At 45.5% G+C, this 22,070-nt stretch carries 19 protein-coding genes; 15 read left to right on the top strand and 4 right to left on the bottom strand.

Annotated features, from left to right (window positions below; genetic code table 11):
* The first annotated feature begins 75 nt into the window (after window positions 1-75).
* From serC to QF041_RS11420, 3 genes are all read left to right on the top strand, one after another.
* A complete protein-coding gene (gene serC / locus QF041_RS11430) occupies window positions 76-1,164 on the top strand; it encodes a 3-phosphoserine/phosphohydroxythreonine transaminase (protein WP_307414171.1) in 1,089 nt (362 codons plus the stop codon).
* Between the two features lie 138 nt (window positions 1,165-1,302).
* The gene (gene trmL / locus QF041_RS11425; protein WP_017689589.1) at window positions 1,303-1,770 is read left to right on the top strand and encodes a tRNA (uridine(34)/cytosine(34)/5-carboxymethylaminomethyluridine(34)-2'-O)-methyltransferase TrmL; all 468 of its coding nucleotides are present in this window, start codon (window positions 1,303-1,305) and stop codon (window positions 1,768-1,770) included.
* A gap of 167 nt (window positions 1,771-1,937) precedes the next feature.
* Window positions 1,938-2,192 carry an AbrB/MazE/SpoVT family DNA-binding domain-containing protein gene (locus QF041_RS11420; protein ID WP_036610032.1) on the top strand — a complete coding sequence of 85 codons (255 nt, stop codon included), beginning with the start codon at window positions 1,938-1,940 and terminating at the stop codon, window positions 2,190-2,192.
* A 100-nt stretch (window positions 2,193-2,292) separates the two neighbouring features.
* Here QF041_RS11420 and QF041_RS11415 read toward each other — a convergent pair whose 3' ends face one another.
* Window positions 2,293-3,210 carry a serine hydrolase domain-containing protein gene (locus tag QF041_RS11415; RefSeq protein ID WP_307414169.1) on the bottom strand — a complete coding sequence of 306 codons (918 nt, stop codon included), beginning with the start codon at window positions 3,208-3,210 and terminating at the stop codon, window positions 2,293-2,295.
* A 472-nt stretch (window positions 3,211-3,682) separates the two neighbouring features.
* Between QF041_RS11415 and QF041_RS11410 the strand changes: the two genes are divergently transcribed.
* From QF041_RS11410 to QF041_RS11385, 6 genes are all read left to right on the top strand, one after another.
* Window positions 3,683-4,447 carry an alpha/beta hydrolase gene (locus QF041_RS11410; RefSeq protein WP_307414168.1) on the top strand — a complete coding sequence of 255 codons (765 nt, stop codon included), beginning with the start codon at window positions 3,683-3,685 and terminating at the stop codon, window positions 4,445-4,447.
* An 11-nt stretch (window positions 4,448-4,458) separates the two neighbouring features.
* Window positions 4,459-5,418, top strand: a complete 960-nt coding sequence (locus QF041_RS11405) for an ABC transporter permease (RefSeq protein ID WP_017689585.1) — start codon at window positions 4,459-4,461, stop codon at window positions 5,416-5,418.
* Window positions 5,419-5,436: 18 nt separating this feature from the next.
* A complete protein-coding gene (locus tag QF041_RS11400; protein ID WP_307414165.1) occupies window positions 5,437-6,339 on the top strand; it encodes a carbohydrate ABC transporter permease in 903 nt (300 codons plus the stop codon).
* Window positions 6,340-6,392: 53 nt separating this feature from the next.
* Window positions 6,393-7,988, top strand: coding sequence for a type 2 periplasmic-binding domain-containing protein (locus QF041_RS11395; protein ID WP_307414163.1), 1,596 nt, complete (start codon window positions 6,393-6,395; stop codon window positions 7,986-7,988).
* A 97-nt stretch (window positions 7,989-8,085) separates the two neighbouring features.
* Window positions 8,086-10,251 (top strand): beta-glucosidase BglX, encoded by a 2,166-nt coding sequence (bglX, locus tag QF041_RS11390; protein ID WP_307414161.1) that lies wholly within the window; start codon window positions 8,086-8,088, stop codon window positions 10,249-10,251.
* 77 nt (window positions 10,252-10,328) lie between these two features.
* Window positions 10,329-11,345, top strand: a complete 1,017-nt coding sequence (locus QF041_RS11385) for a LacI family DNA-binding transcriptional regulator (RefSeq protein WP_307414159.1) — start codon at window positions 10,329-10,331, stop codon at window positions 11,343-11,345.
* A 300-nt stretch (window positions 11,346-11,645) separates the two neighbouring features.
* Here the strand turns inward: QF041_RS11385 and QF041_RS11380 are convergent, their stop codons facing one another.
* Window positions 11,646-12,710 carry a phosphodiester glycosidase family protein gene (locus QF041_RS11380; protein WP_307414157.1) on the bottom strand — a complete coding sequence of 355 codons (1,065 nt, stop codon included), beginning with the start codon at window positions 12,708-12,710 and terminating at the stop codon, window positions 11,646-11,648.
* Window positions 12,707-13,117, bottom strand: a complete 411-nt coding sequence (locus QF041_RS11375) for a uroporphyrinogen-III C-methyltransferase (RefSeq protein ID WP_017689578.1) — start codon at window positions 13,115-13,117, stop codon at window positions 12,707-12,709. Before QF041_RS11375 ends, QF041_RS11380 begins: the two co-directional genes overlap by 4 nt.
* Before the next feature lie 439 nt (window positions 13,118-13,556).
* Between QF041_RS11375 and QF041_RS11370 the strand changes: the two genes are divergently transcribed.
* The 3 genes from QF041_RS11370 to QF041_RS11360 all read left to right on the top strand — a co-directional run bounded on the left by QF041_RS11370 (window position 13,557) and on the right by QF041_RS11360 (window position 16,391).
* Window positions 13,557-14,213, top strand: coding sequence for a response regulator transcription factor (locus QF041_RS11370; RefSeq protein ID WP_017689577.1), 657 nt, complete (start codon window positions 13,557-13,559; stop codon window positions 14,211-14,213).
* Between the two features lie 136 nt (window positions 14,214-14,349).
* Window positions 14,350-15,573 carry an aminotransferase-like domain-containing protein gene (locus QF041_RS11365; protein ID WP_307414154.1) on the top strand — a complete coding sequence of 408 codons (1,224 nt, stop codon included), beginning with the start codon at window positions 14,350-14,352 and terminating at the stop codon, window positions 15,571-15,573.
* A gap of 191 nt (window positions 15,574-15,764) precedes the next feature.
* Window positions 15,765-16,391: an FMN-dependent NADH-azoreductase gene (locus QF041_RS11360; protein ID WP_307414152.1), complete on the top strand. Its 627-nt coding sequence runs from the start codon at window positions 15,765-15,767 to the stop codon at window positions 16,389-16,391.
* Between the two features lie 113 nt (window positions 16,392-16,504).
* On the opposite strand, the gene QF041_RS11355 is transcribed toward QF041_RS11360, so the two are convergent.
* Window positions 16,505-17,350 (bottom strand): DUF2161 domain-containing phosphodiesterase, encoded by an 846-nt coding sequence (locus QF041_RS11355; RefSeq protein ID WP_307414150.1) that lies wholly within the window; start codon window positions 17,348-17,350, stop codon window positions 16,505-16,507.
* Between the two features lie 361 nt (window positions 17,351-17,711).
* Here QF041_RS11355 and QF041_RS11350 point away from each other — a divergent pair, with 361 nt between their 5' ends.
* The 3 genes from QF041_RS11350 to QF041_RS11340 all read left to right on the top strand — a co-directional run bounded on the left by QF041_RS11350 (window position 17,712) and on the right by QF041_RS11340 (window position 21,992).
* Window positions 17,712-19,607 (top strand): PrkA family serine protein kinase, encoded by a 1,896-nt coding sequence (locus QF041_RS11350; protein ID WP_036610009.1) that lies wholly within the window; start codon window positions 17,712-17,714, stop codon window positions 19,605-19,607.
* Between the two features lie 243 nt (window positions 19,608-19,850).
* Entirely contained in the window at window positions 19,851-20,858 is a 1,008-nt protein-coding gene (locus QF041_RS11345) for a globin-coupled sensor protein (protein ID WP_307414148.1), read from the top strand.
* Between the two features lie 129 nt (window positions 20,859-20,987).
* Complete coding sequence (locus tag QF041_RS11340) at window positions 20,988-21,992, top strand: LacI family DNA-binding transcriptional regulator (RefSeq protein WP_307414146.1); 1,005 nt, start codon at window positions 20,988-20,990, stop codon at window positions 21,990-21,992.
* Window positions 21,993-22,070: the final 78 nt, after the last annotated feature.

Here is a 22,070-nt window from a genome sequence, read left to right as displayed (position 1 = left end):
TAGAGAATACTGATATCATAGCGATAATATTTACTTTGTATGTCAGAGTTACGGATGGAAAGGGCGGGGGATTTTGTGACAAAAAGAGCGTATAACTTTAATGCAGGACCTGCGGCGTTACCACTTGAGGTACTGGAGCGTGCACAGGCGGAATTTGTAGATTTTCGTAATACAGGCATGTCGATTATGGAGATGTCTCACCGTGGAGCGGTGTATGAGTCTGTACATAATGAAGCTCAGGAGCGGTTGTTGTCGCTTCTAGGCAGTCCAAAAGGATACAAGGTTCTCTTTCTGCAGGGCGGTGCAAGCACTCAGTTCGCGATGTTGCCAATGAACCTGCTCGGTGCAGGGCAGACTGCAAGTTACGTAATGACTGGCAGCTGGGCCAAAAAGGCTCTGTCTGAGGCGAAGTTGATCGGCGAGACACATGTTGCTGCATCTTCAGAAGCAGAGAAGTTTATGAAATTGCCGGATGTTTCGAATCTGAGTTTGCCAGAACGTACGGCTTATGTACATCTGACTTCCAACGAAACGATCGAAGGTACGCAATTCAAGTCGTTCCCGGATACTGGTTCAGTGCCTCTGATTGCGGACATGTCGAGTGATATTTTCTGTAAACCATTTGATCTTAATCAGTTTGGCATGATCTACGCGGGTGCACAGAAGAACCTGGGTCCATCCGGAATTACGGTTGTAATTGCTCGTGAGGAACTGGTGAGTGAATCGCCTAAAACGATTCCAACCATGCTTCGTTACAGCACACATGTAGATAACAACTCCCTGTACAATACGCCGCCATCCTTCTCGGTATATATGGTGAACGAAGTATTGAAATGGATTGAAGAACAGGGCGGACTGGCTGGTATTGAGCAAAAAAATACGAAAAAAGCGGAATTGCTCTATAACACAATTGACGCTTCCGGCGATTTCTACCGTGGTTGTGTGGAACCAGAAGATCGTTCCCTGATGAATGTAACCTTCCGTCTTGCTTCTGAGGAAATGGAGAAAAAGTTCATCAAGGCATCGGAGGAAGAAGGATTTGTAGGTCTGAAAGGACATCGCAGTGTGGGTGGTCTCCGTGCCTCCATTTATAATGCTGCTCCTTATGAGAGTGTTAAGGCACTGACAGACTTTATGACCCACTTCCAGAAGACAAATGGATAATTAGTATAGGTACGGTGTGATGGACCTTCGTGTCTAATCCTGTGCCTTACCAGAGCCTTCCACATTGACGTGTGGAGGGCTTTTCTTTAAGATTAGAGGGTTGTCGTCAACATGAAATGAAAAGGAGATTGAACACATATGGCTTTACACATCGTTCTGGTTGAACCAGAAATTCCGGCGAACACAGGCAATATTTCGCGTACTTGTGCGGCAACCGGTACCCATCTGCATCTCGTACGTCCACTTGGATTTCGAACAGATGATGCTACATTGAAACGTGCAGGGCTGGACTACTGGCATGCTGTTCATATTGAATACCACGACTCATTTGCTGAGGTTCAGGAAAAGTATCCGGAAGGTCGTTTCTTCTACGCAACTACGAAGGCCAAGAATCGATACAGTGATTTTAATTTTCAGGATGGAGATTTCCTCGTTTTTGGTAAAGAGACTAAAGGCCTGCCACCTGAATTAATTGCTGCGAATCCCGATACATGTATGAAAATGCCAATGACTGGTGACGTTAGATCATTAAATCTGTCCAATTCGGCAGCAATTATTGTATATGAAGCGTTGCGCCAGCTCAATTTTCCGGGGTTAGAAGGATAAATTGAGGTTATAAATGACGGCTAGAATTCGGTAAAAAAACATTTTTCAAAAAAAAGGACAAAAAATGTTTATTTCCAGCAGGATTCGACAAAATCTTGGCGAATCTATAAACATAGTACAAATGTACCTAGAAATTTAGAGTAAGATAGGAGAGGTGTGCCGTAGCTATGAAGCCAGCTGGAGTAGTTCGCAAAGTTGACCAATTAGGTAGGATCGTATTGCCTAAATCTTTGCGTAAAAGGTATCAAATGAATGAGGGAGATCCTGTAGAAATCTTAGTACAAGGGGACCATATTATCTTGGAGAGATATCGTCCAAAATGTATTTTCTGCGGATCCATCGAGGAAGTCAACGAGTTCAAAGAGCGTTACATATGCGCACAATGTTTAGATGAAATGACTCAGCTTCCACAACACGGATAAGAAATAACGTCATGGGGTCCGTTGACCCCGTGGCGTTTTTTTGTTTTATTCTCAATCGGATGGCATCATTGCAAATTGAAAAAAAGATAAAATACGTAGACTAACCCTTGGTGTAAAGGGGTAAAACCTCATTCCATACGGCATTCAGGATACCTTGCATATTTTCTTCCTCACTATTAATACATATGACAGCATCCTTTGAGGGAATTACGATACACAATTGACCATAGGCTCCATCGGCGCGGTAAGCGCCATGAGAACACATCCAGAACTGATAACCGTAACCTTTTCCCCAATCTCCGTCACCAGTCGTTTCGATCTGCTGGGACGTAGCCTGTCTGATCCAATCCGCAGGTACAAGCTGTGTGCCTTCCCAAAGGCCTTCCTGCAGCAGTAACTGTCCAAATCGACTCAGTTCCTCATTACTTATCCAAAGACCTGCACAGCCGAGTGTTACCCCCAATGGAGAGGTTTCCCACTCTACATCATGGATGCCAAGCGGATCAAATAACCGTGGAGTCAGGTAATCTTTCACGGTTTGGCCGGTAGCAGCCTGTAGCATGGCTGAGATCATAAATGTATCCCCGCTGCTATATGTAAATTGTTCTCCAGGTACCCGGTCCAGAGGCAGAGACATATAATATTTAGCCCAGTCCTTTTCGGTCAATGAAGCTCGTTCATCAGCCCAAAGAGGGGGAGAGTCATGGCCTGAAGACATTCGGAGAAGATCACGCAGTTTCAATTCCTGCGGCGATGGGAGATTGCACTGTGCAGTGGGTGCATGATCATAAGAGAAATAATCACCAAGTGTCGCATCCAGATGTAACAGACCTTCTTTAAGCGCAAGACCAACGGCCATACACGTGAAGGATTTACTGATGGAATGTTGTACCCTGCGCTGATCCTTATCCCGGTCCCAATGGGCAAGCAGATGCCCTTTTTGTAATATGCGAATGGAAAAAACGTTCAATTGTTGCTCCGTAATCGTATGAATAAAACCTTTGAGTTGCTCAGACATATTAACCTCCCTAATATCAGGTGAAACCTGAGTAAAATCGGTTGGTGAAACGTTTCCGTAATTCGAATGCAAAATCAGAACTCATGTTAGTATAAACCTGGTTTGGTGTCAATTAAAGTTGTAATAGCACTGACTAAATTTTCATTTTTTCGTAATAATAGTGTCTTTCGACGCAAATTTAGACTTGAAAAAGCATTTTTTCGAGAAAAAAACGCGAAATTTGTAAAAAGGTTATTGACAGGATTTACTCATCGGGCTTATGATTTATTCGAAACGATTCGAAGAAATCGCTTCCACATAAAAAGTGTTGTAATGAAGTCCATGTGAATCAACGTTGGCTATGTTTTGAAACGATTCGAGAAAATCGTTTCGATAACCCATCGTAATACAAGGGAATCTACAACAGCCTGCAATCCAACGCCAGAGAAACGAATGAGTAAAGACAGCAGGCGATGATGAGAGGGGTTACATTATGGCACATATAACGATCGAAACCGGATCGCCAACCTTATGCATGAACACCAGCATACATGTTGTGTCCAGTGACTCCGGAGAGACTTCAGGCGGTACACTATATCTGTTGCATGGGGCAGGCGATAATGCGAGTACCTGGCAGCGGTTAACCACAATTGAGATGTATGCAGAGCAATATGGCTGTACTATCATTATGCCGGAAGCGAATCGAAGCTATTACACCGATATGGAATACGGCCTGAATTACTTCCACTACATCACTCAGGAGTTACCTGAAATATGCAAGCGTCTGCTCAATCTGAATCCTGATCCGGAGAAAACATACGTCGCCGGTTTATCCATGGGTGGATATGGTGCACTGAAATGTGGACTAACTTATCCAGAGCGATATCGCAAAGTAGTGTCTCTATCTGGCGTAACGGATATCCAGACACGACTTCATGATCCCCATATGCCAGCGACCATGATCAAGGAAATGAAAGCGGTTTTTGGAGAACGTTTACAGGTGAAAGCCGATCAGGATATTTACGCACTGTCGGCCAAGCTGCTGGAACAGGGTGTTCCTTTACCGGATATCCTCAGTTGCTGTGGCGATAGTGACCCCTTCGTAGAGATGAATCGCGACTATGCGAAATACATGCAGGGGACTGCCTTTGATTTTCGGTATGTGGAGACGCCGGGGGCTCATGAATGGAGATTTTGGGAGCACCACCTGAGAACGATGTTTGATTTTCTGTACAACGACAAGACCATAGTAGAGTGAGGAGATGCAATGTGAAACCTGCAGCCGAAGGACCTAGCAAAAAGCTGAAGGGAAACGTGAAGGGCAATTCGCTCTGGACTGAAATCTGGAAGCACCGAATGACATACACCCTGCTTATTCCGGGGCTTGTCTGGCTAATTCTGTTTGCCTACATGCCGATGGGTGGCCTGTCTCTGGCATTCAAAGATTACAAGGCCAACCTGGGAATCTGGGGAAGTCCATGGAGCGGATTCGAGAACTTCAAATATGTTTTCCGTGATCCAACCTTTATCGACGCAGTATGGCGTACGCTGTACATCAATATTCTGAAACTGATTATTCAGTTCCCATTCCCGATCATTCTGGCGCTGTTGTTGAATGAATTGCGGATGCGCAGAGGGAAAAAATTATTCCAAACCGTTCTTACGTTCCCGCACTTCCTGTCTTGGATCATCGTATCCGGGGTAGTCATCAATGTGCTGGCATATGACGGACTGGTAAACAGCGCGCTCGGATTACTCGGATTGCCAACGATTAACTTCCTGGGGTCTGAATCCAACTTTGTACCCATGTTGCTGTTGACTGATATTTGGAAATCAAGTGGATGGGGCGCGATTATATTCCTGGCTGCCATTTCCGGTATTGATCAGGATCAGTATGAATCAGCACAGATTGACGGGGCTTCCCGTATGCAACAGATGTTCAAAATTACTTTACCGAACATCCTTCCAACCATCACAATCATGTTTATTCTCTCGGTTGGTGGATTGATGTCTTCCGGATTTGACCAGATCTTCAACTTGGCAAATGCCGCTACCAAAAATGTATCGGAAGTACTCGATGTATATATCTATCGGATTACGTTCCAGTCATCAACCGATTTCTCATTCTCGACAGCGGTCAGCTTGTTCCGTTCCCTGGTGAATATGGCCTTGCTGCTTCTTGCTGACAGATTTGCCAAGTGGCTTGGCGGAGACGGTTTGTTCCGATAAGAGAGGAGGAAAAATGAGATGAGCAAGAAAGCTAACAAAAAACCGAGAATTGGTACAGAAAAAATGACACTTCTCGATTACATTATTTTTGCCGTATTACTAGTGCTTGCCCTGATGATCCTGATTCCGTTCTGGAATGTCATCATGATCTCGTTTGCAACACAAAAAGAATATGCTGACAATCCATTTTTGATGTTCCCTAAAGAATGGACATTGGATTCCTACAAGGCATTGTTCGCTGACGGAACAATTCTGTCGGGGTACAAAAATACAATTATATTGCTAGTCATCGGCTTGCCACTCAGCTTGTTCCTGACAACAAGCATGGCATATGGCCTTAGTCGCAACAAATTTCCGTTTAAGAAAATTCTCTTTTTCCTGGTACTGTTCACCATGATCTTTAATGGTGGTATCGTGCCGCTGTACCTGATCATGAAATCACTTCATCTTACAGGTACGCTGTGGTCCGTCATTCTGGCGGGAAGCTTCAGTGCTTTTAACATGATTCTGATGATGAACTACTTCTACACCTTGCCTGAATCACTCATGGAATCGGCGAGACTGGATGGAGCCGGAGAGTGGAGAATTTTGTTCTCTGTTGTTCTTCCGCTGGCTACACCAATTATGGCTACAATCACGTTGTTCTACGGTGTGGCTTACTGGAACAGTTGGTATGATGCGATGATATTCCTTCGAAAAGCGGATCAGTTACCGCTCCAGAATGTACTCCGAAATATTATCGTGACATCTACGACGAATGCATCCAATGCATCCAGTGTGGATGCTGCCCAGGCAAGCAACTTCTCAATGGGTATGAAGATGGCGGCCGTATTTGTCACCATGGTACCAATTATGTGTTTCTTCCCAATGCTGCAAAAACACTTTGCCAAAGGGGTATTAACAGGGGCAATCAAGACCTGATATACGTATAGGATTTTGCAATAAAATTCTACTAAAAAACATGGGGGTAAAACATGAAAACGAACAAAAAGTTGTCAGTAAGAGCTCTCTTTGCCATCACGCTTAGTGTAGTTATGCTGATGGTGACCGCTTGTTCCAGCCAAGGAGCTTCAGGTGGTAACGAAAAAGATGCAGAGGGAAATTACAAAGACAACCTGACCATCTCTGTAGCTAACCTGACAGAAATCAAAAACGGGAACCTGGATAATGACTTCCACAAGTTCTGGACAGACAAATTCAATGTAACTTGGGACTACAACTATATTGATTGGGATTCATGGGGCGAGAAGCTTCGTCTATGGATCAACTCTGGCGACTTGCCGGATGTAGCGGTATGGAACTACGTACATGGCGATGCCATTAACAGCATTGAACAAGGTTTGTTCTACAAATTCCCGGATGACTGGAAAGAACGCTGGCCTAACGTGGCAGCAGCTTACAATTTGACGGGTCTTGGAGACAAGTTGGAAGAATTGACGGGTGGAACATATGTCCTGCCTAGACCAATCTACTTCGAGAACAAACCAGCTGACCCACTCACGAACCAAATTGGTGTCATTGCGCTTCGTAAAGACTGGGCTGAAGCGGTTGGTTTTGAACTGAAAGATGCTTATACAACAACCGAATTGAATGAATATGCTGCACTAGTGAAAGAAAAAGATCCAGGCAAAGTGGGTAACAAACTTGTACCTCTGTCCTACAATGCGGCAGATGCCATGACAAACATGATTATGCCGAACAGTGTGCATGCCATGACTGACTCTCCGTTCTACAAAGGTGAAGATGGCCAATTCCACTGGGGACCAGCAGATCCTGAAACGCTGACAGGACTTAAATTGATGCAAAAAGCCTATAAAGATGGACTGCTCAATCCTGAGTTCTACACATGGAAAAACAATGAAGGTCAAAACAATTTCAAAGTAACAGGTACAGCTGCTGTAACAAGTCTGGGCGGACTGGCTTCGTACAGACAAGGTCTGGATTCCGATATGAAAAAAAATCTGGGTGTAGATAGTGATGAACTGGTACACACAGCAATCGTAGTAGGCGATGACGGGAAATACCGTAACATGGAGCAAGCCAACTTCTGGTCTGCATTGATCTTCAATCCGGACATCAGTGACGAGAAATTCGAACGGATCATGGATCTGATCGATTACTCCGCAACAAAAGAAGGACAGTTGCTCATCAACATGGGCTTTGAAGGAAAAGATTGGAAATATGATGAAAACAACGAACTCGTTAGCTTGTTGCCAGAAGGAACGGTATTGGAAGATAAATATCCAGCACGTTTCGAAGGTCTGTATCTGCTGGGTGACGACTTCAGTGTTGTAAACCCTGCAATCAAAAAAGATTACCGTGATAGAGCCGTGAAATTGTTCGAAGAAAAAGCAAAACTCGGTACAGAAGGCAAATCACTTGCAGCATATGATTGGGATATCAACCTGTACGATTCCAAAGCTAAGAGTCAAGCTTCATTCGATTACCAGAACGAATATGCCAACCTGATCCTGAAAAGCGGAGATCTGGAGGCTAACTGGAAAGAATGGGTGAACAGTAAAATGTCCCTGGTTCAACCTTATCTGGATGAGCTAAACGAGAAATTCTAGTAATCGTTCAGTAATTAATTTTGAACCCGGTGCGCGGTCTCTCCCCGAACGCAGCCGGGTTCTTTATTTCAACAACTTGTAGTGGAGGATACTATTGATGAATAACGAGCAGTTGCTAGACTTGGTGAAACAGATGACGTTGGAGGAAAAAACAGCACAGCTTCTTCAGTTGACTGCCAACTTCTATGAAGGAACGAATGTGGAAGGTCAGATCACAGGGCCAATGGAAGAGATGGGAATTACGGAGCAGTCCGTGGATGCCAGTGGGTCCATTCTGGGATTGTCCGGTGCGCAGGCTATCATTGATGTACAGCAAGCTTATATGAAAAAAAGCCGTTTGGGCATTCCGCTTTTGTTCATGGCTGACGTAGTTCATGGATTCAAAACTATTTTCCCGATTCCACTGGCGATCGGTTGTTCATGGGACACAGAACTGGCTGAGAAAAGTGCTGAAATTGCAGCACGTGAATCAGCTGTATCCGGTTTGCATGTTACCTTTGCACCGATGGTGGATCTGGTTCGTGACCCACGCTGGGGTCGTGTGATGGAAACGACAGGAGAAGATCCTTATCTGAACAGTTTGTTTGCGGCTGCGTTTGTACGTGGATATCAGGGCGATAGCTTGAAGGATGAGCCAGATCGTCTTGCAGCCTGTGTTAAACACTTTGCGGCATATGGAGCGGCTGAGGGTGGTCGGGATTACAATACGGTGGACATGTCTGAGCGTAACCTGCGTGAGTATTATTTGCCAGCGTACAAAGCAGCATTGGATGCTGGCGTGGAGATGGTCATGACTTCGTTCAATACGGTTGACGGTATTCCGGCAAGTGGCAATGAGAAGTTAATGCGCGGCATTTTGCGTGACGAGTGGGGCTTTGATGGTGTATTGATCTCGGATTGGGCTTCCATTCGCGAGATGATTGCGCATGGTGCTGCGGAAGATGATCGTGAAGCGGCATATCGTGCCATTCGCGCAGGAGTAGATATGGAGATGATGACACCTTGTTATGTGCATCATTTGCCTGAACTGATTGAGAGTGGTGAAGTGGATGAGAAGCTCATTGATGAAGCCGTTCTGCGAATTCTGCAACTGAAAGAAAAGCTGGGATTGTTCGATAACCCACTTCGTGCAGCTGATCCTGAACGTGAACGTGAGATTGTATTCTCCAAAGAGCACCGTCAGGTATCGTATGAACTGGCAACCAAATCGGCTGTCCTGTTGAAAAATGATGGCAGCGTGCTTCCACTTCAACCTGATGCTAATGTAGCCCTCATTGGTCCTTTTGCACAGAGTCCTGATATTCTGGGCTGGTGGTCCTGTGAAGGGGTTAAGGAAGATGCAGTTAAATTGGGAACAGCTCTGCAAGAACGCCTGACGGGTGGGAAAGTTCAATTTGCTCAAGGCAGTAATGTTCATACGATTACAGCTGAGCAGATTGCCGAAGCCCTGGAAGTGGCAAGCAAAGCAGATCTGATTGTCCTTGCTCTTGGTGAAGACTCCGAGATGAGTGGAGAAGGTGGCTCGCGCACGGATATTCGTCTGCCAGCAGCCCAATTGGAATTGGTTAAACAGCTCAAAGCAGCGGGAAAACCTATTGCCAGCGTTATTTTCAACGGCCGTCCATTGGATCTGCATGGTGTAATCGATGAATCGGATGCTGTTCTTGAAGCCTGGTTCCCAGGTAGTGAAGGCGGAGCAGCGATCGCAGATGTTCTGACAGGTGTAGTGAATCCATCTGCACGTCTGACGATGTCTTTCCCGCAGTCCGTAGGTCAGATTCCGGTCTATTACAACCATTTCAATACAGGTCGTCCACTGAACCCGGAGAAGACGGAAGAACGTTACGTATCCAAATACATTGACAGCCCGAATGAACCTTTGCTTCCGTTCGGTTATGGTCTCTCATACACTTCGTTCTCTTATGGTGATCTTGAAGTGTCAAGTAATGAGATGACTACCGAAGAGTCCCTGAGCATTCAAGTACGTGTAACGAACACGGGTGAGCGCGCAGGCGTGGAGACCGTTCAGTTGTACGTTCGTGATGTAACGGGTGAAGTCGTTCGTCCTATGCGTGAGCTGAAAGGATATGTGAAGCTTGCACTGGCGCCAGGCGAGAGTGGTACAGCCACGTTTACGTTAAATGAAGAACAGCTTCGTTATCACCATTCTGACTTAAGCTACCGCAGTGATCGAGGCGAGTTCCATATTCTTGTGGGTGCAAACAGTCGGGATACTCAGAAGAAATCATTCAGACTTGTTTAATCTTGTGAATGTAAAGAGTAATGTGTCAGGCCTTTTGTTATGGAAGGCCTGATGAACATAACAGGGGAGCGAAGAATGTGGTCAGTATCAAGGATATCGCCAAACAGGCGGGAGTTTCCATCTCTACTGTGTCATATGCGCTGAATGGCAGCAACAAAGTGACCGATGAGACGAGTTCCAAAATTTTGGCCATTGCCAAAGAACTGAACTATGTTCCAAATGCCGCAGCAAGAACACTGAAGAAGAGGGAATCCAAAATTCTAGGTGTTTTCTTGACCGATTTTAGAGGAGATGTGTATGGAGACTTGCTGAGTGGCATGAAATCCGTATGTAATGCTCAAGGCTATGACCTGATCGTGTGCAGTGGTAAACAGTCCCATCGCATGCTTCCAGAGAGGATGATTGATGGTGCGATCATTCTGGATCATACGTTTGCAAGTGAGGAACTAATGCAGTATGCCGATCGTGGGCACAAAATTGTTGTATTGGACCGTGAGATGGATCATCCCAACATTAATCAGGTTCTGCTGGATAATAAGGCCGGGGCAACACTTGCGATGGAACATCTTATTGAACAGGGACATAAGAAAATCTACGTGGTGACAGGACCGGAAGGTTCATTTGACTCTGTGCAGCGGTTAAAGGCTGTGAGACAGGTTGCGGAACGTGAAGCCGATGTGGAATGGATTGAGATCACGGGAGACTTTGAGAAGAGTGGTGGAGAACAAGCCGCAGATCAGATTGTGCAGGTGTATGATGGACCCGCAGCGGTATTCTGCCTCAATGATGAGATGGCTATTGGCTTGTGTGATCGTCTGGCAGACAGTGCACTTGGCGTTGGTCAGGAGATTGATGTCATCGGATTTGACAATATTGAATTGAGCAAGTATGTCCAGCCGAGATTGGCAAGCATTGATTATTCCAAACGCAAGTGGGGATCGCTCGCTGCTGAACAATTGATCAAGATTATTGCTGGAGAACCCGTCGATCATGAACGAATTTATGTGACATTAGTTGAGGGTGGGTCGGTGAATGGGCCTATTCCGTCTGATTCGATTATATCTATGCGGAATGACCGGGCGGTTAGCTATTGATCCCGAATACAGCAAGAGACAAGGCTTAGAAGAATCGAATCATTCTTTTAAGCCTTGTCTCTTGCTATTTCGAGGATGAAGCAATAGAAAAAGCCTCTCTCCGGAGAGAGGCTTGGCCTTTACAAGCCTTTTGTTTTGTCATTGTTGTAGGATGAAGTGAGAATGCCTGTAATGAAGAGAGTCAATACGATTGCAATAATCCAGAATGTCAGTGAAAATGACATACCCTTCGCACCTCCTGCACAAGCTCATTTTCTTCTATTATAACCATTATAGGTAGAAAAGAAATGCTTCACCCTATTATTTGTAAAATAAAAAGTGTGTGGGTACCGGTCTGAGGCTGCCATCTGAAGGGTTATTCACGACCCGATTATTCAGAATAAGCGAGGATGATCCACCGCCATCCAGATTATAGGCGTCAATCACCCCAAGCTTGAACAACCGCCCTTGCAACTCTTCAAGGGTAGCACCGGAACTTCCGCCCTCATTATATCCGTCGACCACAATAATCAATAACTGATCATCCTTATAATTGCCAATGACTGTACGTGGTGCTCGTTTGGGTGATACTTTCCATTTGTCGGGAATTGCGGTTTTACGTCCATTCTGTAGCAGCACGGGTACAAACGTAGCCCCAAATTGTGGTTGCAGGCGATCCAGTGAGTTTTTGTCGAAGAACTTGCCTCCGACAAGTTTGCCGGTATCGTTAAGTCCTACAAAAAACAAATCTTTGAAACTGGCCTGAAAACCATTCACGTACTTCCCGTCCATGACGGTTGTGCTAAGTGGATAACGTTTGCCGCCACTGTCAGCAAATCCACCTGCGTTAATCCCGGCAATTGCACCGTTACGCTTCACAGCCTGCATGGTCGTCTCAGAACGCCCAGGTTCACTGTCTAGAGCCATCTGCATGGCCGTAGGGTCTTTTAGCTTGATCTTCATGGCATAGCCCTTATAGCTGCCAGGATTCACTCTGTACATTTCAATCGTTAGCCGATCACTGTCTACCCGTTCAAATGGAACGCCAAGCTTGGATGAAATCCGTTTGTTGTAGATCGTTTCCGGACGATCCGCTTGGGCGGAAGCCTTCTGCACAAGTGTAGACATCGTACTTGTTGTTTTATTATAGAGCTGTGTCGTTCTTTTAATAGAAGAAGAAGTCTGGACAGCAGCATCTTTTGCCCCCGCAAGCTCTTGGCTAATTGCTTGGGTCCGGGGTGTAATCGTATCCTCTGACAGTTCGGTAGGCATCAAACCTCCGGGTTCAAGTGGAGGACGAAGCAGCAGCAGGCATAATATCAATCCAACAAAAGGAGCGAGTGCAAGCATAAAAAAACGATTAACCTGTTTGACGGGTGTAATCATTTGAGCAGGTCCATCTTTTTCTGGAGTGTCTCCAGTTGTTTTTTGACTTCGCTCAGCTGGGTATACAGTTTGTTGCTGTTATCCGTTTTGTCACTTGCATTATCCTTGGTGAAAGTCAGCAATTCATTGAAGGATTGAACCTGTCCCTGCAGGTCTTCCACTTCCTTTGATATCGTTGTTAGCTGATTTTCGTAGTCGGTTTTTAGCGCTGCAATCTGCTGCTGATTATGGGCTTGAAGCTGGTTAATCATCTGTTGCTGGAGATGGTTACTATAATAGTAGGTTCCAACGACTCCTAGTGCAATGAGAACAATCCACATTACCAGAAACAGCTTGATTGAAGATCCAGCCTTGCCTTTGGCGCTCCGGGTGTGATGGATGTCAGAGGACGGGGCAGATGGTTTCATATCATCACTCCTGGTCATTTATAGGTACAAAAAAATTTCCAGTCCTCATTCTATCATGCCCCTATTGATTACGCAAAAATGAAATTCTTTACTTAATAGAGTAAAAAGAGATTGCATCGGAAGGAAGTCCTAGGATACAATTTCTTATAGATGCAATAAGTAGGAACTTTGGGCAGGTTTTTCGACTTTTTTAGATAGAAATGCAGGAAATTTATACTATATTTTGACCTTTCCGGGAATGGGAAGATGGACGTCATGGTGTTTTTATAACAAAATACAGTGAAAATAGAGCTTTTTTATCGGCTGCCTCCTGTATTTTTCTGTTTTTCGACATAATCCGACCTATGCTTCTTCTATACTCGGATTGTCGCATAGACGATGAAATCATCATGACAGAATTTAAAAGTTATTTGTCCAATACATAACAGGGGGAACAACAATGAAAAAAGTATGGCAGGTGGTCATCATAGATATCCACCCCACCAGCATGCTCGGTACAAAATTGATTTTGGAAGAGCAGCAAGATCTGACGGTACGTGGCATGACTTCGACCGGAACAGAAGGGCTCGATCTGGTGAATATTCACCAGCCTGATCTGATTCTGATGGATTATCGTCTTCCGGAGGGTCAGGCAGATCAATATATTGCCCAGATGAAGAATCTGTCAGCTCACAGTCACATCATTATTTTGACGGATGAAGACAATGTGAAGCTGTTTCGTCATCTGATGAGCCTTGGTGCAAGCGGTATGTTATCCAAACAGGCTTCCCCTAGCCAGCTGATTCATCTGATCTCTGGGTTACGTGAGGGCCATGTGTCCATTCCATTGTCGTGGTTAAACAGTGCGGAGTGGGCGCAACCTGTGGAGTCTCCGACAGAAGCACGTGTCATTGAATTAACAGAAACCGAAACTTTTATCATGGAAAGAATTGTTCAGGGTGTAACCTATGATAAAATAGCGAATGAGATCAACGTTAGCAGACGTTCCATTGATAATTACCTGCGTAAAATATACGTGAAGCTGGAAGTAAGCAGTAGAGCACAGGCCATTGAACGTTATGCCTTGCATGCAAGACAAGTGAAGACGGGATCCTGACGAAACAGGTTTGTTCTTCCCATAATCACAACAGTTCGGTATGCATCCGGTCATATTCGATGGCGAGCAGGAATAGGTTGTAGGGCTGCGGACTGCGAGTACAGTTTCGGAATAGGGATGAAAGGGGAACGGATCGATGAAATATTTCTTTGCTTCCCGTACCAACAGGCTTTTGTCATCACCACTGAGGGATATACGTGAGATGTCTGGCAGGGATTATTTCATTTCTCTGGCAGAAGAATTGCCTGCGGAGGAGTTGTTTCCTTTCAAATTGTTGGAAGAAGCAGCCGTGTCGGTCTTTAGTTCAGGCCCCTCCGCATTGCAATATGGAGAGCCAGCAGGCTACACACCCCTAAGAGAGTGGTTGAACAAAGACTGGAATGCACGCAAAGGCATACGAACGGTACCCGAGCAGATTCTGTTGACCACTGGTACCCAGCAGGCCATCGATCTGGTGATGCGTCTATTGCTTGAGCCAGGAGATTCTGTACTGGTTGAACATCCCACATCTCCAGGCTGTCTTGAGGTATTGGAGATGCAAGGAGCCAAGATTGTGCCCGTAATGGGTGATCGGGACGGCATACTGCCAGACCTTTTGGAGCATCACATGCAGCAGGTTAGACCGAAGCTGCTTTTTGCTGCACCCAGTTTTTCGAATCCGACCGGTGCTTTATGGAGTATGGAGCGGCGGGAGGCTGTCCTTGAGCTGTGTTCGCGCTATGGTGTACTGCTTGTGGAAGATGATTCTTACGGAGAGCTCCATTTCGATGGCCTTGAGCCGGTGGAATTCTATCGTAAATATCCTTCACTTTTTGCACTGGATACTGCCGATCAGGGTGGACATGTTCTCTACATTGGTTCATTCAGCAAAACAGTAGCGCCCGCTCTTCGAACTGGATGGGCCGCTGGACATCCTGCGCTGATTCAGGCAATGGCCTCGGTTAAACGAATTGCAGATGGTCAGTCCAGTCCGATGAATCAGCGGCTGTTGTATCAATTGCTTGCCCATTCCCCATTTCGTTGGAGTGATCACCTATCGATGTTGAATCGGGAGTATAAGACAAGACTCAAACTGATGCTTGAACTGTTGAAGAGGCCGGGCTGGAAAGGGTGTCAGTACAATACCCCTGAGGGCGGAATGTATCTGTGGGTACAGTTGCCGGAAGGATTGGATAGTGGCGCTCTGCTTAAGGCGGCTTTGCCCAAAGGTGTATCCTTTCTTCCTGGATCACTATGCTCCACAGGTGTACAGGATCAACGTTACATCCGATTGAACTTTAGCCATCCGGGCCGGGATGAATTGCTGCTTGGCATGAACCTGATCAGTGAAGCCATTTCCGAGTTTACGGCTCGTAGCTAAGTCAGATCAAAAATAGATTTTGTAGCAAAAATTAAAATTGGTTCATGACCAAAGTGATTACGTTATTGCATCCACTAACATTTTTATATATAATATGAATTAATGAGTTGTTGGTTTCTTTATATAAGCTACAATGGTGGCCGGTTTAGAAAAAGCACTCATATATTTTATCTAACGGGGGAAAATTCAACATGTCTAATATTTTATTTGTTAAAGCAAATGACCGTCCTGCTGATCAAGCAGTCAGCGTTAAATTGTACGATGCATTCTTGAGCGCATACAAAGAGTCCCACCCAGGTGACACAGTTACTGAGTTGGATCTCTACAATACAGATATTCCTTACTATGGCAACACTGTAATTACTGGTGGCTACAAAGCAGCAAACGGCATTGAAGCAACTGCCGAAGAGCAAAAAGCTGCAGCACTGGCTGCACAATTGCAAGATCAATTCTTGGCAGCAGACAAAGTGGTATTTGCATTCCCGCTCTGGAACTTCACTGTTCCGGCTCCACTGGTGAACTACATTTCCTACCTGAGCCAAGCTGGTAAAATGTTTAAATACACAGCTGAAGGCCCTGTAGGTCTCGTAGGCGACAAAAAAGTGGCATTGCTGAATGCTCGTGGTGGCGTATATTCCGTAGAGCCAATGGCATCTGCTGAAATGTCCGTTAAATATGTAACTAACGTATTGAACTTCTGGGGCATTCAAAACCCTGAGCTTGTAATCGTTGAAGGACATAACGCTTCTGCAGATCGTGCTGAAGAAATCGTTACTGCAGGTCTGAAATTGGCTTCCGAAGTAGCAGTAAAATTCTAATAACAATCTTCTATATAGAACACATCAAAACACCTGTAGTCTCCAGTGGAGATTACAGGTGTTTTTTTTGCATTCTCATTTTTTTCACATCCGTTACTTCAGATGATTCCGGTTCAGATATGGCCTGTATTTTTCAAGTACTGCTCCGCTGTTTCAGCGATGTGTGCAAGGTCGTCCTTATTTTCACCAGATACAGAATACGTTACATCGAGTTCATTAATGGTTCGTTCAATCATATCATTATCCTCAAGCATGTGTGCATGCTCGGTTAACGCCTGTACTCCCTTAATTGTCAGAATGTACTTTCCACGGGAGAGGCGTTCAAACCAGCCATAATAATTTTTTTGCAGAATCGCTGCTGCAGAACCTACGCCTGTCTGTCTGGCAAGGTTGGCCGGAGAGGCTTCTCCGTTCGTTCGTAGAGCGGATGCGACACGTAAAGCCTTCTCACGATATGCTGTGACCAGCTGTCTTCGTGTGCTGCCTCCCGTATTGTAGTCTCCGCTTCGTTCGTCGAATTCCTTGAGCAATCGTTTCCGCCGAACTCCGCTTTTACGGGCAACCTGATTGCGGCCAGTGAGGGGGATCAGGGCGGAGGGCTCGCACAATACATCAATCAAGGGAGCTTTGGTTTTGTAAAATGTGACAGTCAGCAGCCCCAGACCAAGTTGTCTGCATAGTGCGGTCAGTTCGCTCCAGCGTTGGTTCACGGCTCCACGTTTGCTACGGTTGCGCTCGACGGCCAGATACACGAACGGGCTAAGCTTCAAGCGCTGCATACCCTGTAACAACAGGGAGAGGTTAAATGTTTTTTTCATCTCCACAATGAGTGGTTCGTCCTGGTCGGATCTGACCCCTACGAGGTCACAATGTCTGACTTCCGCTTTGACGTCGAAGCCACGCTGCTCGAAGAAAGCCTTCACAGGCGAATATAATTCGGTTTCGTATTTCACTGCCATCGTCCGTGCTCCTTTCCAGAAGTGGCCTGTCTCTGACCATGTGTTGTCCGGTTTCCTGAATTTAGAACCCTCATTATATCATATTCGTTCTTTTTTTTCTGAAGGCACAAGATGTCTGATAGAACAGGGAAAAGCCAAAATTCGAAGCGGTTGATTGAAAAAAAGAGGTCAACTTATCCGAATTGCCGCATAGGTATGTAATACACTTTTCACAACAAAACAAGACGTTTGGACAGAGGGTGGCGGTACTACACAGGACCGCAAGATTGGTATTCAAGCAGGAGCCGCAATTCTATTGATTTCTTCATACCATTCGGAATGGTTGACAATCACACTAAAGGAGCCATGGGAGGTACCAAGCATGAATATTTTTGAACGCGTTGCGGAACATCGGGCAGAGAGTGACCGTTTGACATGGAACGGAACATTTGAAGATTATATTGCACTGCTGAGAGAGGACCCGACTCCGGCAATGACGGCTCACGCCAGAGTGTATGAGATGATTGAATCGTTTGGGGTTGAAGAAGTAGGTGGGCATAAGCGGTACAAGTTTTTTGAACAGGAGATCTTTGGACTGGACCGTTCGATTGAAAAGTTGGTTGAAGAATACTTTCACTCGGCAGCACGCCGTCTGGATGTACGGAAGCGGATCTTGCTCCTGATGGGTCCCGTAAGTGGAGGGAAATCGACGCTGGTGACGCTGCTGAAGCGGGGGCTTGAACAGTTCTCGCGGACAGAGAAAGGTGCCATATACGCCATTGATGGATGCCCGATGCATGAGGAACCGCTGCATCTGATTCCACTGGAGCTTCGTCCTGAAGTGGAAAAGGAAATTGGAGTCCGTATTGAGGGTAATCTTTGCCCATCCTGCCAGATGAGACTCCGTACCGAATATGGTGGTGATATCAGCAAGGTGCCGGTGGAACGGGTCATTGTTTCCGAAGATAATCGCGTGGGAATAGGAACGTTCAGCCCATCCGATCCGAAATCACAGGATATTGCCGATCTGACGGGTAGTATCGACTTCTCCACCATTACGGAGTTTGGTTCCGAATCCGATCCACGTGCCTATCGTTTTGATGGGGAGTTGAACAAGGCAAACCGTGGATTAATGGAGTTCCAGGAGATGTTGAAATGTGATGAGAAATTCCTCTGGAATCTATTGTCGCTCACGCAGGAAGGGAACTTCAAAGCAGGACGCTTTGCCTTAATCAGTGCGGATGAAATGATTGTGGCGCATACGAATGAATCGGAGTATAAGTCATTTATCTCCAATAAGAAGAATGAGGCACTGCAATCCCGGATGATTGTCATGCCGATTCCGTACAATCTGAAAGTGTCCGAGGAAGAGAAAATCTATGCCAAGCTCATTCAGCAAAGTGACATGAAGCATGTTCATATTGCACCGCATGCACTGCGGACTGCAGCCATTTTTTCGATACTTACCCGCTTGAAGGAAACGAAGAAACAAGGCATGGATCTCGTTAAAAAGATGCGCATGTATGATGGTGAAGAAGTGGAAGGATACAAAGAAGCTGATCTGCGCGAGATGCAAAATGAGTATCTGGATGAAGGGATGTCTGGCATTGATCCACGGTATGTCATTAACCGGATCTCCAGTGCTTTGATCAAGCAAAATCTTCAGTGCATTAACGCGTTGGACATTCTGCGGGCCATCAAGGACGGTCTGGACCAACATGCTTCGATTACAAAGGAAGAGCGGGAGCGTTATCTGAACTTCATTGCTCTTGCACGCAAGGAGTATGACGAACTGGCCAAGAAGGAAGTGCAGAAAGCATTTGTCTATTCATTCGAGGAGTCGGCAAGAACGTTATTCGAGAATTACCTCGATAACATTGAAGCATTCTGCAACTGGTCCAAGATTCGTGACCCGCTCACGGATGAAGAGATGGATCCGGATGAGCGTCTGATGCGATCCATTGAGGAACAGATCGGGATCTCCGAGAATGCAAAGAAAGCGTTCAGAGAAGAGATTCTGATCCGGATCTCAGCATACTCCCGCAAGGAGCGCAAGTTCGAATACAGCAGCCATGACCGTTTGCGTGAAGCGATTGAGAAAAAGTTGTTCACCGATCTGAAAGATATCGTCAAGATCACAACTTCAACCAAAACACCGGATGCAACACAATTGAAACGTATGAATGAAGTCATTAAACGCTTAATTGAGGAACATGGATACACCGCAGCCAGCGCGAATGAACTGTTACGTTATGTGGGTAGTCTGCTTAATCGCTAATCGGCAACGAACCATTCCGGATCAGGCTCCTGATGCCTGCTGTGAGGCTCCTTCACAGCAGGGTCAGGGCCTTTTTAATTACATGAAGGTCATATTAGTCTAAAAAGCTGACAAATAAGGTTAATTTTAAAGAGAATTAGTTCTAATGGTATATGTATATTTAGGTATTTTAGTCTATAATCAATACATATATTTACAATTTAAAGTAATTTAGTGTTTATTAAGGAGCTGACTGAACCAGATATGAGCAGTATTTCCGCAACAAGACAGAAGCAACTTGATTACATGGGATTAACCGCAGGGGATCTAACATTGCTTGCCGAACATCGGCCTGTTTTTAAAAAAGTCGTTAAGGAAGTGGTGGATCATTTCTACAATCATGTGGGGAATTATCCTGAATTGGTAGATCTGATCGCCCGATTCTCTACGATTGATCGTCTAAAAGAAACACAGAAGATGTATTGGTTATCAATGACGGATGGAATCGTGGACGACGCATATATTGAGCAACGGATTGCGATTGGACTTGTGCATTCACGGATTGGTCTGTCCGAAGATTATTATCTGGGTACCTATATGGTCTACCTGGATATTGCAACGAGCATATTCCAACAGGTTATCCCTGATTCCTGGCATCTTGTCATTCAGGCGCTCAGCAAAATGTTTAATCTGGATTCACAGCTTGTCCTTGAAGCCTATGAGAAGAAAGAAAAAGAAAAGTTACATCAGCTTGCCGATGACCAACAACATACATTACAGGCGATTACGCAGATTACTCAAGAGCTTACAGGCATGATTAGTGAATTAAATGAAAGTGCAATGGCTATATCAAGTGTAGCCAAAGAAACAGCGGCTTCTCAGGATCAGGCTCAGGTTCTGCTCACGGAATTAACAGGGGAGATCCAGCAGATCGGAAAAATGGGTGAACTCATTCGCGAAATATCGGATCAGAGTCATCTTGTCGGTCTGAATGCAGCGATTGAAGCTGCTCATGCAGGAGAGTTTGGACGTGGCTTCGAAGTAGTTGCCAGTGAGGTGCGCAAGCTTGCAGCCAGTTCCCGGGATGCCCAGGGTAAAATTCAGTCTAATCTGGAGCAGATCATGAAGAAACTGAGCAGTGTGCAGCAGGAGTCGGATCATACGTCTCGCGGAGCACGTAGCCAAGCTTCACGCTCGGCTGAACTCGCTGTATTTGCAACAACAATGGAGAAACTGTCTCTGGATTTGAAGAATCTGGAACAGCAGGAATAGAGCTTAAAAGCATTAGGAACCTTCCATACCGTTTCAGGCTGTTTTAAGCTATAATGGGTAGACAAACCTGCCGATGTTATAGAAAATGCAGCCGGAGACAGGGGATTTGAAAGAGGTTGAGGTGATCAGATGGCTTCTATCCATGATGTAGCCAAGGAAGCGGGAGTATCTGTTGCAACCGTTTCCAAAGTGATAAACGATTATCCTGATGTAAGTGAAAAAACACGCAAAAAAGTCAATATAGCCATCGAATTATTGAAATATCAACCCAATGTGGTCGCACGTGGACTTGTCAAACGCCGTTCATGGACGGTGGGAGTACTGTTAACAGTTCCGTTTACGAACCCTTTTGTCTCAGAGTTGTTGGAAGGGATCAAGACAGCGCTGGAGAACAGTGGATATGATCTGGTCCGGTTGTCTACTCGATTCGATGATCCGGCGTACTCGTTCATCAAACATTGCCGCAGTCGTAATGTGGATGGGGTTGTGGTATTCGGGGAAGGCAGAGAAAACGCGAGTATTCAGGAACTGGTGGATGCAGAGATTCCGACGATGTTTGTTGATACAGACATGTTAGGCAAACGTGCCGGTTACATTACTACGGATAACGCGAACGGGATCTCGATGGGTGTCAAACATCTGCATGAGCTTGGGCACCGCAAAATTGCCTATATCTCAGGGACACTTGGACCTGCCGTAGCCAATCTGCGATTGGAAGGATATCGGGAAGGGCTGCGAGAATGCGGCATCCCGTATTCTACGGTATATCTGGAGATCTGCGATTATTCCTTCGACGGGGGAAGCAAGGCTGCCCGACGATTGCTGGCACTTCAGGATCAACCAACGGGAATTGTCTGTGCATCAGACATGTCTGCCTTTGGTGCGATTCATGAAATTGAAAAGCATGGACTGAGTGTACCAGAAGATATCTCGGTTGTCGGGTTCGATAACACGTATTATGCTGAGGTATTCAAACCGGGGTTGACCACGGTGAATCAGAATATCTATTCCATTGGCATTAAGTCCATCGAATATCTGATTGCTATGATCGAGAATCCGTCTTATTCTCCTCCCGTGGTGACGGAACCTTCCAATCTGGTGGTTCGTCAGACGACAGCACCTTTAAAAGTGTAAATATGTAATGACGGTGACACGGAGCACAGCTAAGAAGCTGTGCTTTTTGTCGTTTTGTATTATTGTAAAGTTTTTAGA

The sequence above is a fragment of the Paenibacillus sp. W2I17 genome, assembly GCF_030815985.1.
Lineage (GTDB): Bacteria > Bacillota > Bacilli > Paenibacillales > Paenibacillaceae > Paenibacillus.
This window is presented reverse-complemented; position numbering and strand designations above follow the sequence as displayed.

Coding starts and splice junctions, on each gene's coding strand:
- trmL (WP_017689589.1), top strand. CDS start 1,303: ATGGCTTTACACATCGTTCTGGTTGAACCAGAAATTCCGGCGAACACA.
- QF041_RS11420 (WP_036610032.1), top strand. CDS start 1,938: ATGAAGCCAGCTGGAGTAGTTCGCAAAGTTGACCAATTAGGTAGGATC.
- QF041_RS11415 (WP_307414169.1), bottom strand. CDS start 3,210: ATGTCTGAGCAACTCAAAGGTTTTATTCATACGATTACGGAGCAACAA.
- QF041_RS11410 (WP_307414168.1), top strand. CDS start 3,683: ATGGCACATATAACGATCGAAACCGGATCGCCAACCTTATGCATGAAC.
- QF041_RS11400 (WP_307414165.1), top strand. CDS start 5,437: ATGAGCAAGAAAGCTAACAAAAAACCGAGAATTGGTACAGAAAAAATG.
- QF041_RS11395 (WP_307414163.1), top strand. CDS start 6,393: ATGAAAACGAACAAAAAGTTGTCAGTAAGAGCTCTCTTTGCCATCACG.
- bglX (WP_307414161.1), top strand. CDS start 8,086: ATGAATAACGAGCAGTTGCTAGACTTGGTGAAACAGATGACGTTGGAG.
- QF041_RS11380 (WP_307414157.1), bottom strand. CDS start 12,710: ATGATTACACCCGTCAAACAGGTTAATCGTTTTTTTATGCTTGCACTC.
- QF041_RS11375 (WP_017689578.1), bottom strand. CDS start 13,117: ATGAAACCATCTGCCCCGTCCTCTGACATCCATCACACCCGGAGCGCC.
- QF041_RS11370 (WP_017689577.1), top strand. CDS start 13,557: ATGAAAAAAGTATGGCAGGTGGTCATCATAGATATCCACCCCACCAGC.
- QF041_RS11365 (WP_307414154.1), top strand. CDS start 14,350: ATGAAATATTTCTTTGCTTCCCGTACCAACAGGCTTTTGTCATCACCA.
- QF041_RS11360 (WP_307414152.1), top strand. CDS start 15,765: ATGTCTAATATTTTATTTGTTAAAGCAAATGACCGTCCTGCTGATCAA.
- QF041_RS11355 (WP_307414150.1), bottom strand. CDS start 17,350: ATGGCAGTGAAATACGAAACCGAATTATATTCGCCTGTGAAGGCTTTC.
- QF041_RS11350 (WP_036610009.1), top strand. CDS start 17,712: ATGAATATTTTTGAACGCGTTGCGGAACATCGGGCAGAGAGTGACCGT.
- QF041_RS11345 (WP_307414148.1), top strand. CDS start 19,851: ATGAGCAGTATTTCCGCAACAAGACAGAAGCAACTTGATTACATGGGA.
- QF041_RS11340 (WP_307414146.1), top strand. CDS start 20,988: ATGGCTTCTATCCATGATGTAGCCAAGGAAGCGGGAGTATCTGTTGCA.